This window comes from Limnohabitans sp. (genome assembly GCF_030158565.1).
Lineage (GTDB): Bacteria > Pseudomonadota > Gammaproteobacteria > Burkholderiales > Burkholderiaceae_C > Limnohabitans_A.
In genome coordinates this window covers 1-13,263 of the sequence record NZ_JAOASQ010000027.1, presented here as the reverse complement: position 1 = coordinate 13,263, position 13,263 = coordinate 1, and the positions used below count along the sequence as shown (strand labels likewise).

The following is a 13,263-nucleotide window of genomic DNA, read 5'->3' as shown; positions in this document are numbered from 1 at the left end:
TGGCGAAAGACTCACCCACAGCGGCTTTGCCAGCGGCCATGTTCAGCTCGACCAGACGCTCGAAACCAGCGAAAGCGGTTTGCGACAGGCCGGAAGCGGCCTTCAGGTTGGCTTGTTGAGCGGCGACGAGTTGTTCAGCATTGAAGTTCATGGTGTGTTCCTTGAAAGGGTTGTTTGTTGCAATGCAGCAATTTGACCACCGCCAGCGGAGCAGCACAAGGGAAAACCCGCACTTTAGAGGCGGCACTCCAAATCGGAGGGTGGTCCAGCGCACAGACCCCGCTTGAGCGCAGCGCGAGGCCAGCTCTTTACACTTGAGACATCGGGCCATGCGGCCCAAGAACGGACACGTATGGAACTTCTGAGTCTTTTGTTTTTGTTGGGCGTGGGCATCCACTGGCTGAACGGTCAGGGACAACGCCAACGCACCGCCCTGCTGGCCGAGCAATTGCGGCCCTACCAGATCGAAAAGCACATGGCCCAATTGACCGAGGCTTACATGCGCGCACTGGCCGAGCCCGAGGCCGCACGCCAGCAACAGATCTTGCAACTGCAAGAAGTGGCCGAGCAACAGCTGGCCGAAGAATTCAAAGCCCTGGCCACCGCATTCGGCCGACTGGCTGCGCCGGTGACACGCGGCTTCAAGATCGCGCTGCCCTTCATCGACCAGCTCTCACCCAAAGCCACGTTTGACATGCGCCGCCTGCTGGTCGTGCACGCGCAAGGCATCGAGCGCGCCATGACACACACGCCTACGCCCAGCAAAGAACGGGCATTTCGCATCATGGCCGAGATGTTTTTGATGCAACACAGCTGCCACTGGTTTTGCAAATCCAAAACCATCGCCTCGGCCCGCATGATCAAACAGCACCAAACGCGCTACGAACAAGCGCTTGCTGCGGTCAGCCCCGAAACGCGCGAGGCGTACTTGGCGGCGCTGAGCAGCTGAAGCCAACCCTCAGCTCGACTGGGCCGTGGGCCTGAGGATCTCGTGCACACTGAGCACCGCTGGCCCCAGCAACACCGTCAAGAGCGCCGGGAACACGCAAAACACCAGCGGAATGAGCAACTTGACCGGCAGCTTGGCGGCGGTTTCTTCGGCCAGCAAACGCCGCTTGGTCCGCAAGGCATCGGAGTGGATCTGCAAAGACTCCGTCACGCTGGTGCCCAGGCGGTCGGCCTGAATCAACATCACCACCAGCGCATCCAGATCCTCCAGCCCCATGCGCAATGACAGGTGGCGCAAGGCATCGGTGCGCGAGGCACCGGCGCGCAACTCCAGGCCCGTCAGGGCGAACTCGCTGGACAACTCGGGACAAGACAGGCGCATCTCGCGCCCCACACGGTCAATGGCGGCATCGAGCCCCAGACCGGCCTGCACACACACCCGCATCAAATCCAGCGCATCGGGAAAACTGTTGAACAAGGCCCGCTGGTAACGCCGCACCGCGTGCGCCAAAAGCGCATTCGGCAGGTAGTAGCCCAGCGCTGCGCACAGCATGAGCACGGCCATTTGCAGCATGGGCGATGGACTGCTGTGGCTTTGCCAGAAAAACAAAGCCGCCAGACCCGGCAACACAAAGGTCAACGCCGTTTTGCCCGCCAGATAGGCGGCAGGAGCCGAGCGGGCATGCACGCCCGCATTGAAAAAGCGCAAACGCAGCCGTGAAGGCGCGTTCGGGTCTTCGGCCTCACCGCCCATCGACCAGGGGCTGAGCCAGTCGAGCAGCTTCTGGGTTTTTTGCTGCCACGCCAGCCACAGCGGTGATGACCGCTGACCAGCACCGCCCACATCCCCCCCGACAGGCGCCTTCAAACTGGCCATGCGTTGGGTCATGGCATTGGGCATCAAACGGCTTAAGGCCCAATAGCTGAGCAACCCGACCAAGGCAAACACCAAGGCATAAAAAAACAGGACGAACAAAGACATCGTTGACCTTTCTGCATTCACACACGCACGCTGACCAGACTGCGCATCCAGACGATGCCCACCCCGGCCAAAACCAGGGACGCCGTCAGCAGCTTCACCCCCAGCGGATCGGTCCACAACTTGGCCATGAAGTCCGGATTCACCCAACTGAGCAAGCCCGCAATCGCAAAGGGCAAGACCGACAGGATCAGGGCCGACAAGCGCCCCTCCGCCGACAGCACGCGCACCATGCCCGCCATCTTCTGGCGCTCGCGGATCAAAAAGGCCGTGCTCTTGAGGATGTCGGCCAGGTTGCCGCCAGTCTCGCTCTGGATCAAAGCCGCCACCACGAAATAGCGCACGTTGTCACTGGCAATCCGTTCGGCCAAATGCGGCAAGGCCACCTGAACGGAAATCCCGAAATTCACTTCGTCGAACACGGTTTGCAACTCGCTGGCGATGGGCTGCTTGGTCTCTTTGGCCGCGATCAACAAGGCGCCACTCAAGGCGTGGCCCGCTTGCAAAGCGCGGGCCATCAAATCCAGCGCCTCGGGCAACTGCTGATCGATGCGGATCAGTCGCTGCTGTTTCTTTCGCTGCAAATAAGCCAGCTCCAACAACAACACGGCCAGCATCAGCGCCCACGCCACTGCCAGCGGCCAACCCAGCAACACCGACACCACCGCACAGGCCAACACGGAGGCCAAGGCCACAACGACCGACTGCATCACCGTGATGGACAAACCGGTTTGCTGCAAAAAGCGGTCATACACCCGCACAGCCGGCATGGTCTGCAGCCACGCCTGCAGCGAGGCGTTCTCGCTCAAATACCGCTTCTTGATCAAGCGCCCGGCATCGATCACCGAGCTGTCGTCTGCCACGGCACGCCAACGCTCTGTCAAACGTTGGCGACGCGGCCCCATGAAGTGCTCCCAGGTCAAGCCCAGGCCCATCACCAGCAAGACCGTCGAGGCCCCGCCCAGCAGCAGCATGCCCCAGTACATCAGCCCGTTCATGACACTTCTCCAGCCTGCGTGAACATGTCCGGATTCAAATCAATGCCTCGCGCATGCAAGCGTTGAAAGAACTTGGGCCGTATGCCGGTCGCCACAAAACGCCCTTGCACCCGGACGCCATCCGACAGACCGGTTTGCTCGAACTTGAAGATCTCCTGCATGGTGATGACATCGCCCTCCATGCCGGTGATCTCCTGCAAGCTGGTGACCTTTCTTTGGCCATCTGACAAGCGTGAGACCTGGATCACCACCGTCAGTGCCGCCGCGATTTGCTGGCGCATGCTGCGCGCATCGGTTTGCAAACCGGCCATGCCCAGCATGTGTTCCAGCCGCGTCATGGCATGGCGCGGGCTGTTGGCGTGGATGGTGCTCATCGAGCCTTCGTGGCCCGTGTTCATGGCCTGCAGCATGTCCAGCACCTCGCCGCCACGCACCTCGCCCAAGATGATGCGGTCCGGCCGCATGCGCAAGCTGTTGCGCAGCAAGGCCCGCTGGGTGACCTCGCCTGCACCTTCCATGTTGGGGGGGCGCGTTTCCATGCGCACCACATGGGGTTGCTGCAATTGCAATTCGGCCGCGTCTTCAATCGAGACAATCCGCTCGTCAGGCGGGATGCTGGCCGAAATCACATTCAGCAAAGTGGTCTTGCCGCTGCCCGTGCCGCCCGAGATCAGCACATTGAGCTTGGCCTTGACCAGCCCATCGATCAAGGCCGCCATATGGGGCGTCAGGGTTTCAAAACGCAGCAGGTCCTGCACCGTGTAGGGCACCACCGAAAAACGGCGGATCGACAACAACGGCCCATCGATGGCCAAAGGCGGGATGACCGCGTTGACCCGCGAGCCATCGGCCAAACGGGCATCGACCATAGGGCTCATCTCGTCGATGCGCCGCCCGATGCGCGAGACGATGCGGTCGATCACGCGCAGCAAATGCGCATCGCTGTCAAAGCGGACATCGGTCGGCTCGATCTTGCCGCGCCGCTCCACAAACACCTTGTAGGGGCCGTTGACCAGAATGTCGGACACGCTGTCGTCGGCCAGCAAGGGCTCGATGGGGCCCAGGCCCAGCATCTCGTCCTGAATGCCTTGGGCAATTTGTCGGCGTTCGGTTTCGTTCAAGGCGTACTGGTTTTGCGCGATCAGGCTCTCGGTCAGGCCCTGCAACTCTTGCCGCAAGCGCTCAGCAGGCAAGCTGTCCATGCGGCGCAAATCCATGTCTTCGAGGATTTGCTGGTGGATGCGGGTCTTGATCTGCTCGAACTGAAAGTTCGGCGCCTTGGGTCCGCCCATGACGGCGAGAGGTGGTGCATCAGAACGTGTCTGCAATTGGTGGCGAAGGCTGGGGATCACAAGAAGGGCTCCTGGTCTGGGCTGAATGAACGGTCACGCATGGACGCCAACCCAACGCGACAACCATGTGCGGGTTTTGGGCGCTTCGGTTTGCAGCAAATGAGCCGCCACTTGGCGCAAGGCATCCACCACAGGGTTTTGCGGATGCGTCTTGACCAAGGGCTGTCCCAAGCTGATGGACTCGGTGACCGCCGTCCATTGCAAAGGCAAGGTGTGCACCACCGGCAAACCCAGGGCCTCTTCGATGCTTTTGAGATCGACAAAGCCATGGCTGTCGTAGCGGTTGACCAGCACGCGCAGCTTGTCGTCGGCATAGCCGAGCGAGCGCAGCAGCTTGATCTGGCGTTTGGCATCGCGCACTGCGGGCATGGTGTTGTCCATCACCAGACAGACCACATCGGCCATGTCCAAAGCCTGAATGGCCAACGCGTCCAGGGCGCGGTGCATGTCGAGCACCACCACATCGTGTTTTTGCCGCGCCAGGCGCAGGACTTTTTCCAGCTGCATGGCGGTGATGGACAGTGCCGTCTCCATGTCTTGTGGTGCGGCCAGCAAAGACAATCGCGGCGCCACCGGGTGCAAGCAGCTGAGCAAAAGCTGCGCATCCAGGCGTTCGATCTGGTGGGTCAGGTCACTGATGTTGTTTTTGGTCGCACCTGCGCCCAGATAAAACGAGGCATCGCCGTATTGCAAATCCAAATCCACCAGCGTACAAGATCTGGAAAACTCCGAGGCCATCAAGCAAGCCAGGTTGGTCGCTACAAAACTGGCCCCGCAGCCACCCTTGCAGGCCAGCACCGCGACCACCTTGGCCTGGGTGATGCCCAGACCCACTTGCTCTTGCAGCTTGGCCCGATGCACCGCGCAACGCTGCAAAGCTTCGGCCAATGCACCATCGGCCAGTGGCAAGGTCAGCACCTCGCGCACACCGGCACGCATGGCACTGAACAGCAGTTGTTTGTCGCTGTTGTCCGAGATCAGGATCACGTACCTCTGCGGTTTGGCAAACGTCATCGCCTCGATGGCCTGCAGGTCCGCCTGCTCATGCGCCACGGTGCTGTCCACGATCAGGATGTCGCTGTTCGCCTGCGCGAGCCAAGGCGCCAGCGCCTGCGCCGCCGGGCGGATGTTTTGCGTGTGCACCGCAAAGCCTCCGCTGGCCAGCGTGCTGGCCACGGCCTTGGCCAAAGTGGCGCTGGACAAGATCAAATCGACATTCATGAGCGGCACCTCACCGCACGCCAGAAGTGCCAAGCCCTGTGCCTACGCCAATGCTCAGCACATTGACCGGGGGCGGCAGCGTCTCGAACGATTTCTGGTAACGGTCGATGGCCGCCTTGGCGATGGCGCCATCGGTGCCCGTCTCGGCAGGCTTGCTCAAAGCCGCGTTCGGGTCGATCGTCTGCGCCTTTTGGGCCTGCCGGACCGCCTGTCCAAGCTGTGCATCGGGTGCCCAGATCGACGAGGCGCAGGCGCTGAGTGCTGCCACCGAACACAGCACCCATGCTGCCCGCCAGACCGTGTGCATCGCGTTTTCAAATTTCAACATCGTGTGCTCCTGATTCAAAAATGGGGCTGTGCATCATGGTTGGCCTCGGCCTTCGAGCTGTCCTTCGATGAAGAACTCAGCACGCGTTGGCTGCTTGAAATTGTCGGTAGGCAGGGCCAAGGGCAGGGCCGATGGTTTGACCAGGCGTGGCGTCACCACGAACAACAACTCGGACAACTCTTTCTGAAAGGCATTGCTGCGGAACAAGGCGCCCAAAACAGGCAACTCGCCCAAAATGGGCAAGGCCTTGATCGACTCGGTCACATTGCTTTTGATCAAGCCCCCGATGGCAAAGCTCTCTCCATCGCGCAACTGCACCGTGGTCGAAGCCCGGCGTGTGGTGATCGAAGGCAGCAAGCTCGATTGCCCATTGAGGCTCTTGATCGTGGTGCCGTACTGCGAGAGCTCCGACACCTCGGGCGTGACGCGCAGGTTGATCAAGCCGTCTTCCAGCACCGTGGGCAAAAACTTCAGGCCCACACCAAACTCTTTTTCTTCCAACGTGATGGAAGCGGCCCCATTTGCACTCGACTGCGGCACAGGAATGTAGATCCGACCACCGGCCAGGAAAGAGCCTTCCTGGCCGTTGACCGCCGTGATGGTGGGCTCGGCCAAGACCTTGACCAGGCCTTTTTTCATCTCGGCCGTCAAGGTGAGGTTGGTCTGCCCATTGGGCCGGGATGTGCTGATGGTGGTCGATCCCGCCGTCAGCAACTGCGACAGCAAAGTCACCGAGGTGTTGCCGATGCTGCGGGTCAGGTTCATGTCCACACCCAACTCGTCCAGCAAGGTTTTGGACACCTCGGCCACCTTGACTTCCAGCATCACTTGCTGCGCGCCATCGATGCGTATCATGTTGATGGCCTTCTTGCCGCCAGAAAACGCCTCGGCCAAATGGACGATGCGCTGCGCCTTCAAGGCGTCATGGACATGGCCGCGCAGCACCAGCGTGTCGGCCACAGAGTCCACCTGCAGGTTCTCGGCCGCAGGCAGCCACTCGCGCAACTTGGACTGCAAGGCTTGGGTGTCCACCCCCACCGTGACATCGCGCAAACTGGTGGCGCCGCCCGCAGACCAAACGAACAAATTGGTTGTGCCGGTTTTCTTGCCCAGCAAATACACCTCTTTGGGGTTGACCAGCATCACGTCGGCCACATCGGGGTTGGCAATCGAGATGCGCACCGCCTTCTCGGACAAGGGCATGACCATCGACTTGCCCGCCATCAAATGCACTGGCGCACGCACCTGCACCGAACCACTAGTGTGTGCAGGCAAACTGGCGACGGGTGGCTTGTTGGCTTGCAACGTCGCAGCGGTTTTGATCACGGTCGGGGGTTCACTGTCTGTTGCCGCATGAACCCAGCTGGGTGTCGTCATCGCCAAGGCCATGGCGCACAACCCGATTTGACGGATGTTGCGGGTATTTTTTTGTATGTTCTGGATTCGCATAAGGCTCTCTTTGTGGAAAAGGTTCACAGCTCACTCCGTGGTTCTGTTCAAACCGCGAATCACTTCGGTCTTGTCAGTGGCAGCGGATGCATTCGTGCTGCGGCCAGACCCCGCCACCGGTGAGGCGGCACCGCTTTTGACAGCGCGAACCACACGGGACAACGTGGCGGGCACACTCGCCACCACTGAGAGCTCACTGCCCTGCAGCAAATCGTGCTTTCGGGCGCCCACGGTGGTCACGCTTTCTGTGTCCACCTGGCTGCGCAAGACCAAGGACAAGGAGCCCACGCTGCGGGCCAAATCAATCTTTTCGGCCTGCGCCGGGGTGACTTCCAGCGTCACCGCATTGACCACCTTGGGTTTGCTCTCCAGGTTGGCCACATCCTGCGCGACGGCCAGCACCTGGATGCGCTCGATCACGATTTTGGACACCAGGTTGTTGTTGCTGTCCGGGGTGTTGACCATCACGTCCACATAGTTGCCGGGCAATGCAAAACCGGCGACGCCCACGATCTCGTTGACCTTGACCGTGACCGCACGCCGCCCTTCGCGCAAGACAGCAGACAAGCCGCCGGTCTCGCCCTTGGCCGCCAGTTTGGACATCGAGATCGGCTCGCCCTTGACGAGGGGCATGTTGACCACACGGTCTGTGGCTTGCTCGATCGAGGTCAATGGATTCTTCAAAGGACTGGCACTGGGCCAATCAACCACTTGCAGCATGCCCGGTTGCAGCCGTGTGCCAATTTGCACATCTTCTTTGGCCACCACCACATGGGTGGTCAGCAAAGACTCGCGGCTGTTGAGCCAGACCGCCGCCATGGCAACCGCCGCCATGCCCATGCCGATGGCCAGCACCAGCATCACCGCGGGACGTATGTTTCTCATGATGGATGTCTTTCAGAAAGGATCAAAACGCGGACTTCCAAATCACATAAGCCAAAGTCCCCACGCCAATGGCCAAGGCGTAGGGCATGGGGTCATGTCCCGCAGGAAAGTCTTGTGCGTTGGGGATTTCGCCTTGCGCCAGGCGCATCGCACTGTTGCGCATGGCCTGCACGGTGTTGTGCAGCACGTCTTTCAGGCGTGACTTCCACAGCGCCCAGATCAGGGACTGCAGACCGCCCGCAATCAACACGGTGATGCACAAACCCAGAACATCGGCACGCCCCAGGAACATGCCCACCGCGCTGACGAGCTTCACGTCACCGGCACCCATGGCACCGATGACGTAAAAAACCACGAACACCAGAAAAGCCACCAGCCCCCCGAGCAGCGCCGACCCCAAGCCCACGCCCGCTGCCGTGGTGGACCACAGCAAAGCGAAGGCACTGGCCAGCAACACCAAAGCGTTGGGAATCTTGCGATGCGCCATGTCTTGCCAGATGGCGATCAACAAGATCACGCCCATGATCAAGAGGCCGAGGAGTTGGGTGCTGTCGGGAGTCATGATGGACTTAGCTGAGTGTTCGTGCTCACGGGGTTGTTTTTGTGGGCAACTTATCCGCGATATCACTAAAAAGTGCCTGCAAGTCAGTGCCAATAGTGGTCACGGATGCAGCAATCACCACCGAAATCAAACCGGCAATCAAGCCGTATTCAATGGCTGTGGCACCCGACTCGTCTTTGAGAAATCGCTCAATGGATGTGGTCCAGTTTTTCATGTTGAAAACTCCAAAATAAAAGTTGAAAACGTCAAGAAATCCAAAGTGCTGTCAACACACCTGTCGGTCCGCTGTCCGCACCACGAACTTCTTCACAGCGGTACCCGAAAGGATTTCCAGACACCGGAGGGCCACTTTAAAAATCGCGGCCACCAGGGTCTGTCTGCCAGCTCACACTGACGCGGTTCACCCTCGCTTGTGCGCTGGCGGTGTGTGCCAGCGCTTGTTGGAACGCGTCCTGTGCACCAGGGCACCGAGCCTGGTGCCCCCTTGCTCTAAGGTGTTCCCGGCGCATGACCACTGGGGTCATGGCCTGTCATGGAGAACACGCATGCCCTCTTTTCTTTTGGCGCCCCCTGTGGATGCAGGCCACACCAAGCCCACATGCATGGGTCGCCCGGCCGTTGGCCCACGCACACAGCAAGGTGCCGCCGCCGTCGAGTTCGCGCTGATCCTGCCCGTCCTCTTGCTGGTCTTGCTTGGCACCGTTGAATTGAGCTTGGCGCTGTACAACAAAGCCATCCTCACCAACGCCAGCCGCGAAGGGGCACGGGCGGGCATCGTGCTGAGCTCGCCCAAGATGACCAACGCGCAAATCAGCGCCGTGGTGCTCAACTACACCAACGGCGCCTTGATTTCTCTGGGGGCCACCACTGCGCCGACCGTGACCGTTGTGCAATCGAGCCCGGCCAGTTTTCCGAACGCCTTGCGCGTGACGGTGAGCTACACCTACAAAGGGCTGGGCGTGGGCACCATGCTCGGCGCATTGGGTGCGCCCATTGTGTTGACCGGCAGCACATCGATGGTGAACGAATGAAAGCCGATCACACCCAACGCGGCTCGGTGAGCCTGATCGTGGCCTTCTTGCTGCCGGTGTTTTTGGGGCTGGCCGCTTTCGCCATTGACCTGGTGTATTTGCAAGTCGTGCGCAACGAAATGCAAAACGATGCCGATGCCGCCGCGCTGGCCGGTGCCGCCTACTTTTTTGACGGCACCAACGCCACGCCCAACTGGAACCTGGCCACCCAAAAAGCGCAGGAGACCATCACCACCAACACCGCCGCGGGCACCGCCCTGAAAACCGGCACCGTGGCCACCGGCTACTGGAGCCTGGTGGACACCCCCAAGGTGCTGCAAGCCCTGCCCATGGTGCCCAAGGCCTACGATGCCCCGGCCATTCAGGTCAGCGTGGCCAAATCGGCCAGTGCCAACGACGGTGAAGTGCCCACCTTCTTTGCGCGTTACTGGGGCATCACGTCACGCCCCATGCAGGCCACGGCTGTGGCCGGTCTGTCCAGCCCCGGCGCCATCTTGCCCGGCGGCGTGTTTCCACTGGCGATTGCCCAATGCCTGTACGACAACTACTGGAACTTCAACACCACGCCCGCTGGTCCCAAGCTCGACCCGGCCACCGGCAAACCCTACATCTTCAAGATTGGCAGCGCCTACCATTACGCCACCTGCGCCTCGGGCGAGTGGACCTCCTTGCTGACCGACTCCAACAGCACCTCGTACATCAACACCCTGATCGCCAATGGCAACCCGGTCGAGCTGAGCATCGGGCAATCCATCTGGATACAGTCCGGTGCCAAAGCCGCCCTCTTTGGAACGGCAAAAACCTGCAGTGCAGCGGGCAACAAGAAATGCGAATACGTGACCATCCCGGTCGTCAGCGTCGTCACCTCACACAGCCGCACACCCATCACGGCCTTTGCGTGCCTGCACATTCTGGATGCCAACCAAGGTGCCAAGTACATCCAGGTCGAGATGAGCACCCAATGCAAAGCCCCCTGGGGCAACGGCATCGGCCCCAACTACGGCGTGGTGTCGCCGCCGAGTTTGTTCAGGTGAGTCAGGGGCGTGCAGGAATTTTTGCGACTTTGACTGATTGGCTAAGTGCTTGTCGCCTATCGATATTTCACGACTATTGCGCAAATATTTGCGACTTTGAATGCGACTTCATTCAAGCCGACGCCAACCGCTTGAGGTAGGGGCCCACCATCTGGCGGCTGGTGCGCTGAAGGCCCATCAGCACAGCGTGGTCTGGCCGGATGCAGCCGTGGCGGGTTTTCAGGTCATGCTGCATCTGCGCCAGCAAATGCGCGGCCATCTCGGCATCGGCCAAGGCCCGGTGGGCGCGGCCTGACGACGGCAAATGGTGCAGCGCCGCCAGCGTGCCCAGCTTGTGGTTGGACGCCTGCGGGTACAGGCGACGCGACAGCAGCAAAGTGCAGGCAAAATTGTGCGAGCCATCCAAACCGCAACGCGCCAGCTCAGCCTGCCAAAACTTTTTATCAAACGCCGCGTTGTGCGCCACCATGGGCCGCCCGCCCACAAAGCGGGCCGCCTCGCGCATGACCTGCTCGGCTGGCGGCGCAGCTTGCACCATCTCGTTGGTGATGCCCGTGAGCTGCGTGATGAAGCTGTTGACCCGCACCCCGGCGTTCATCAGGCTTTGGTAGCGGTCCACCACCCGGCCATCTTCCAGCATGACGATGGCCACCTCGGTGGCGCGGTCGCCCATATTGGGCGAGATGCCCGTGGTTTCGAAGTCGATGACGGCGATGGAAGACATGGCAATGGAAATAAGCACAATCACGAAGCGCCCAAGGGTAACCGAACATCGGTGGTACAACACGGCACCCATTCTTCAATCCACCCCATGCACCCCGGCCCTATCCTTTTCTGTGGCGACCCGCACGGCCAATGGCAGCACATCATCGATGCCGCCTTGCAGACCACCGCCCGCGCCGTCATCTTGCTGGGCGACCTGGAGCCTGCGCGGCCGCTGCACATCGAGCTAGAGGCTATTTGGGACCGCGTCTGGTTCATCCACGGCAACCACGACACGGACAGCGAAGACACCTTTGCCAACGTGTGGCACCCTGAACTGGCCGAGCGGCACATCCATGGCCGCGTGGTCACGCTGCCCTGCGGCACACGCATTGCCGGGCTGGGCGGCGTGTTTCGCGGCGCGGTGTGGTACCCCAAAAACACGCGCCCAGCCCAATACCGCAACCGCGACGAACACACCCGCAAAACCCCGCGCCAAGACCGCTGGCAAGGCAGCGCACACCTGAAACACTGGTCCAGCATCTACCCCGACGAAGTGGAACAACTGGCCGCACAACAAGCCGACATCCTGATCACGCACGAAGCCCCCGGTTACCACGCCTATGGCTTTGAAGAGCTGGACACACTGGCCCGCCGCATGGGCGTGCACACCACGGTGCACGGCCACCAACACGACAACATCGACAGCAGCACAAGCTGGGATGCGCAAGGGTTCAAGAGCTTTGGGGTGGGGCTGCGGGGGGTGATGGTGGTGGATGGCATCCCGCTCCATCAAGGCTGAAATAGACACTAACTCAAGCGAAATACTGAAATGAACTCTTGACCTCGGCTGAGTACGATCAGTTTCTGATGTCTTCTTGATCGTTGGAGAGCGAACAAGCCAAGCGCAACCTGATACGTAAGATCGTGAATTTTTTCATTAGATACCTTCTGGCTTCTCCTTGTGTTTGTCATTCAACCTGAACTGCATAGCACCAAGCACCAAATCCAATGCCTGCAGAATGTCATGCTCTTTGGAGTCAATTTCAGCCAGCTGATCCTGTCGAATTGAAATGCCTGCCCTGCGCCATTCACTGTTTTGATTCAATCCAGTCACAAAGCCTTTGAAGGCCAAGCATTTCTCTGCAGTGTCTGGCAATTTGTCAAAGTAGATGCGAATGCCTGCTGCAGGTCGGTCCGGCAAGCCAGCAAACTTCAATCCGAAGGCGTGTTTGATGAACTGGTATACAGCAGGAAGAATCCGTTTTCCCGTTGCTCAGTGGTTAGGCGATACGCAGAATAATAGTTCTGCGTGAACATGATGCGCAGCTTGATCTTGCCTTCACGAACCAGATCAAAAATCTCCGTCGCAAGATCCATGTACTTTTGAGCATAGGGCTCGGTAATCTTTTGCCACTTCACCTCGCCCAGCAGATTCAGCGCTTGTTTGCGTGCGGCCAAGCGGGCAGACACTTCTGCCAGATGGAGAGACTCCACAAGCGCACCACCATAAAAATTGGCAAAGTGTTTACCCGACGAGTCCGACTCGTCACAGTACAAAACAAGTTCACGCGCCATTTAGGCCTCCCTGACCCAAAACTGAAGCCCACCCGACTCTGTGGCCGTTGATGGTGCGGCTTCAGCAGCTCACCCCATCAAATATCGATATTCCCCGCCCGCAGCGCGTTGCTCTCGATGAAGTTGCGGCGTGGCTCGACTTCGTCGCCCATGAGCATGGTGAAGACGCGGTCGGCTTCGATGGCGTCGTCGATCT

General features: G+C 60.0%; 18 protein-coding genes. 4 read left to right on the top strand and 14 right to left on the bottom strand.

Going from position 1 to position 13,263, the window contains the following annotated elements; translation table 11 throughout:
• Positions 1–151: phasin family protein (locus tag Q1W40_RS05370; protein WP_300709684.1), on the bottom strand; the 151-nt coding region annotated here is incomplete at its 3' end.
• Between the two features lie 201 nt (positions 152–352).
• On the opposite strand from Q1W40_RS05370, the gene Q1W40_RS05365 reads away from it, so the two are divergent.
• On the top strand, positions 353–949 hold the full coding sequence (locus Q1W40_RS05365; RefSeq protein WP_300709682.1) for a hypothetical protein: 597 nt from the start codon (positions 353–355) through the stop codon (positions 947–949).
• Between the two features lie 9 nt (positions 950–958).
• On the opposite strand, the gene Q1W40_RS05360 is transcribed toward Q1W40_RS05365, so the two are convergent.
• From Q1W40_RS05360 to Q1W40_RS05320, 9 genes are all read right to left on the bottom strand, one after another.
• Positions 959–1,930 carry a type II secretion system F family protein gene (locus tag Q1W40_RS05360; RefSeq protein ID WP_300709680.1) on the bottom strand — a complete coding sequence of 324 codons (972 nt, stop codon included), beginning with the start codon at positions 1,928–1,930 and terminating at the stop codon, positions 959–961.
• A gap of 17 nt (positions 1,931–1,947) precedes the next feature.
• A complete protein-coding gene (locus tag Q1W40_RS05355; protein ID WP_300709678.1) occupies positions 1,948–2,925 on the bottom strand; it encodes a type II secretion system F family protein in 978 nt (325 codons plus the stop codon).
• Positions 2,922–4,217, bottom strand: coding sequence for a CpaF family protein (locus tag Q1W40_RS05350; protein ID WP_300709676.1), 1,296 nt, complete (start codon positions 4,215–4,217; stop codon positions 2,922–2,924). The genes Q1W40_RS05355 and Q1W40_RS05350 overlap by 4 nt, the downstream gene beginning before the upstream one ends.
• 93 nt (positions 4,218–4,310) lie before the next feature.
• Entirely contained in the window at positions 4,311–5,498 is a 1,188-nt protein-coding gene (locus tag Q1W40_RS05345; protein WP_300709674.1) for an AAA family ATPase, read from the bottom strand.
• A gap of 10 nt (positions 5,499–5,508) precedes the next feature.
• Entirely contained in the window at positions 5,509–5,826 is a 318-nt protein-coding gene (locus Q1W40_RS05340; RefSeq protein WP_300709672.1) for a hypothetical protein, read from the bottom strand.
• Positions 5,827–5,859: 33 nt separating this feature from the next.
• Positions 5,860–7,275, bottom strand: a complete 1,416-nt coding sequence (locus tag Q1W40_RS05335; protein ID WP_300709670.1) for a type II and III secretion system protein family protein — start codon at positions 7,273–7,275, stop codon at positions 5,860–5,862.
• Between the two features lie 30 nt (positions 7,276–7,305).
• A complete protein-coding gene (gene cpaB, locus Q1W40_RS05330; RefSeq protein ID WP_300709668.1) occupies positions 7,306–8,160 on the bottom strand; it encodes a Flp pilus assembly protein CpaB in 855 nt (284 codons plus the stop codon).
• Positions 8,161–8,182: 22 nt separating this feature from the next.
• On the bottom strand, positions 8,183–8,722 hold the full coding sequence (locus Q1W40_RS05325) for a prepilin peptidase (RefSeq protein ID WP_300709666.1): 540 nt from the start codon (positions 8,720–8,722) through the stop codon (positions 8,183–8,185).
• A gap of 25 nt (positions 8,723–8,747) precedes the next feature.
• Positions 8,748–8,936 (bottom strand): Flp family type IVb pilin, encoded by a 189-nt coding sequence (locus tag Q1W40_RS05320; RefSeq protein WP_300709664.1) that lies wholly within the window; start codon positions 8,934–8,936, stop codon positions 8,748–8,750.
• A 331-nt stretch (positions 8,937–9,267) separates the two neighbouring features.
• Here Q1W40_RS05320 and Q1W40_RS05315 point away from each other — a divergent pair, with 331 nt between their 5' ends.
• Together Q1W40_RS05315 and Q1W40_RS05310 are read left to right on the top strand one after the other, a co-directional pair.
• Positions 9,268–9,753, top strand: a complete 486-nt coding sequence (locus tag Q1W40_RS05315) for a TadE/TadG family type IV pilus assembly protein (protein WP_300709662.1) — start codon at positions 9,268–9,270, stop codon at positions 9,751–9,753.
• Entirely contained in the window at positions 9,750–10,787 is a 1,038-nt protein-coding gene (locus tag Q1W40_RS05310; RefSeq protein WP_300709660.1) for a TadG family pilus assembly protein, read from the top strand. Before Q1W40_RS05315 ends, Q1W40_RS05310 begins: the two co-directional genes overlap by 4 nt.
• Before the next feature lie 112 nt (positions 10,788–10,899).
• On the opposite strand, the gene Q1W40_RS05305 is transcribed toward Q1W40_RS05310, so the two are convergent.
• Positions 10,900–11,511: a 3'-5' exonuclease gene (locus Q1W40_RS05305; protein ID WP_300709658.1), complete on the bottom strand. Its 612-nt coding sequence runs from the start codon at positions 11,509–11,511 to the stop codon at positions 10,900–10,902.
• Positions 11,512–11,598: 87 nt separating this feature from the next.
• On the opposite strand from Q1W40_RS05305, the gene Q1W40_RS05300 reads away from it, so the two are divergent.
• Entirely contained in the window at positions 11,599–12,291 is a 693-nt protein-coding gene (locus Q1W40_RS05300) for a metallophosphoesterase (RefSeq protein WP_300709655.1), read from the top strand.
• Between the two features lie 138 nt (positions 12,292–12,429).
• Here Q1W40_RS05300 and Q1W40_RS05295 read toward each other — a convergent pair whose 3' ends face one another.
• The 3 genes from Q1W40_RS05295 to Q1W40_RS15135 form a co-directional block, all read right to left on the bottom strand.
• Positions 12,430–12,708 carry a hypothetical protein gene (locus Q1W40_RS05295; RefSeq protein WP_300709653.1) on the bottom strand — a complete coding sequence of 93 codons (279 nt, stop codon included), beginning with the start codon at positions 12,706–12,708 and terminating at the stop codon, positions 12,430–12,432.
• Positions 12,705–13,067: a hypothetical protein gene (locus Q1W40_RS05290; RefSeq protein WP_300709651.1), complete on the bottom strand. Its 363-nt coding sequence runs from the start codon at positions 13,065–13,067 to the stop codon at positions 12,705–12,707. Before Q1W40_RS05290 ends, Q1W40_RS05295 begins: the two co-directional genes overlap by 4 nt.
• A gap of 77 nt (positions 13,068–13,144) precedes the next feature.
• Complete coding sequence (locus Q1W40_RS15135) at positions 13,145–13,249, bottom strand: hypothetical protein (protein WP_366146331.1); 105 nt, start codon at positions 13,247–13,249, stop codon at positions 13,145–13,147.
• Between the last annotated feature and the right edge of the window lie 14 nt (positions 13,250–13,263).

Coding starts and splice junctions, on each gene's coding strand:
- Q1W40_RS05365 (WP_300709682.1), top strand. CDS start 353: ATGGAACTTCTGAGTCTTTTGTTTTTGTTGGGCGTGGGCATCCACTGG.
- Q1W40_RS05360 (WP_300709680.1), bottom strand. CDS start 1,930: ATGTCTTTGTTCGTCCTGTTTTTTTATGCCTTGGTGTTTGCCTTGGTC.
- Q1W40_RS05355 (WP_300709678.1), bottom strand. CDS start 2,925: ATGAACGGGCTGATGTACTGGGGCATGCTGCTGCTGGGCGGGGCCTCG.
- Q1W40_RS05350 (WP_300709676.1), bottom strand. CDS start 4,217: ATGGGCGGACCCAAGGCGCCGAACTTTCAGTTCGAGCAGATCAAGACC.
- Q1W40_RS05345 (WP_300709674.1), bottom strand. CDS start 5,498: ATGAATGTCGATTTGATCTTGTCCAGCGCCACTTTGGCCAAGGCCGTG.
- Q1W40_RS05340 (WP_300709672.1), bottom strand. CDS start 5,826: ATGTTGAAATTTGAAAACGCGATGCACACGGTCTGGCGGGCAGCATGG.
- Q1W40_RS05335 (WP_300709670.1), bottom strand. CDS start 7,275: ATGCGAATCCAGAACATACAAAAAAATACCCGCAACATCCGTCAAATC.
- cpaB (WP_300709668.1), bottom strand. CDS start 8,160: ATGAGAAACATACGTCCCGCGGTGATGCTGGTGCTGGCCATCGGCATG.
- Q1W40_RS05325 (WP_300709666.1), bottom strand. CDS start 8,722: ATGACTCCCGACAGCACCCAACTCCTCGGCCTCTTGATCATGGGCGTG.
- Q1W40_RS05320 (WP_300709664.1), bottom strand. CDS start 8,936: ATGAAAAACTGGACCACATCCATTGAGCGATTTCTCAAAGACGAGTCG.
- Q1W40_RS05315 (WP_300709662.1), top strand. CDS start 9,268: ATGCCCTCTTTTCTTTTGGCGCCCCCTGTGGATGCAGGCCACACCAAG.
- Q1W40_RS05310 (WP_300709660.1), top strand. CDS start 9,750: ATGAAAGCCGATCACACCCAACGCGGCTCGGTGAGCCTGATCGTGGCC.
- Q1W40_RS05305 (WP_300709658.1), bottom strand. CDS start 11,511: ATGTCTTCCATCGCCGTCATCGACTTCGAAACCACGGGCATCTCGCCC.
- Q1W40_RS05300 (WP_300709655.1), top strand. CDS start 11,599: ATGCACCCCGGCCCTATCCTTTTCTGTGGCGACCCGCACGGCCAATGG.
- Q1W40_RS05290 (WP_300709651.1), bottom strand. CDS start 13,067: ATGGCGCGTGAACTTGTTTTGTACTGTGACGAGTCGGACTCGTCGGGT.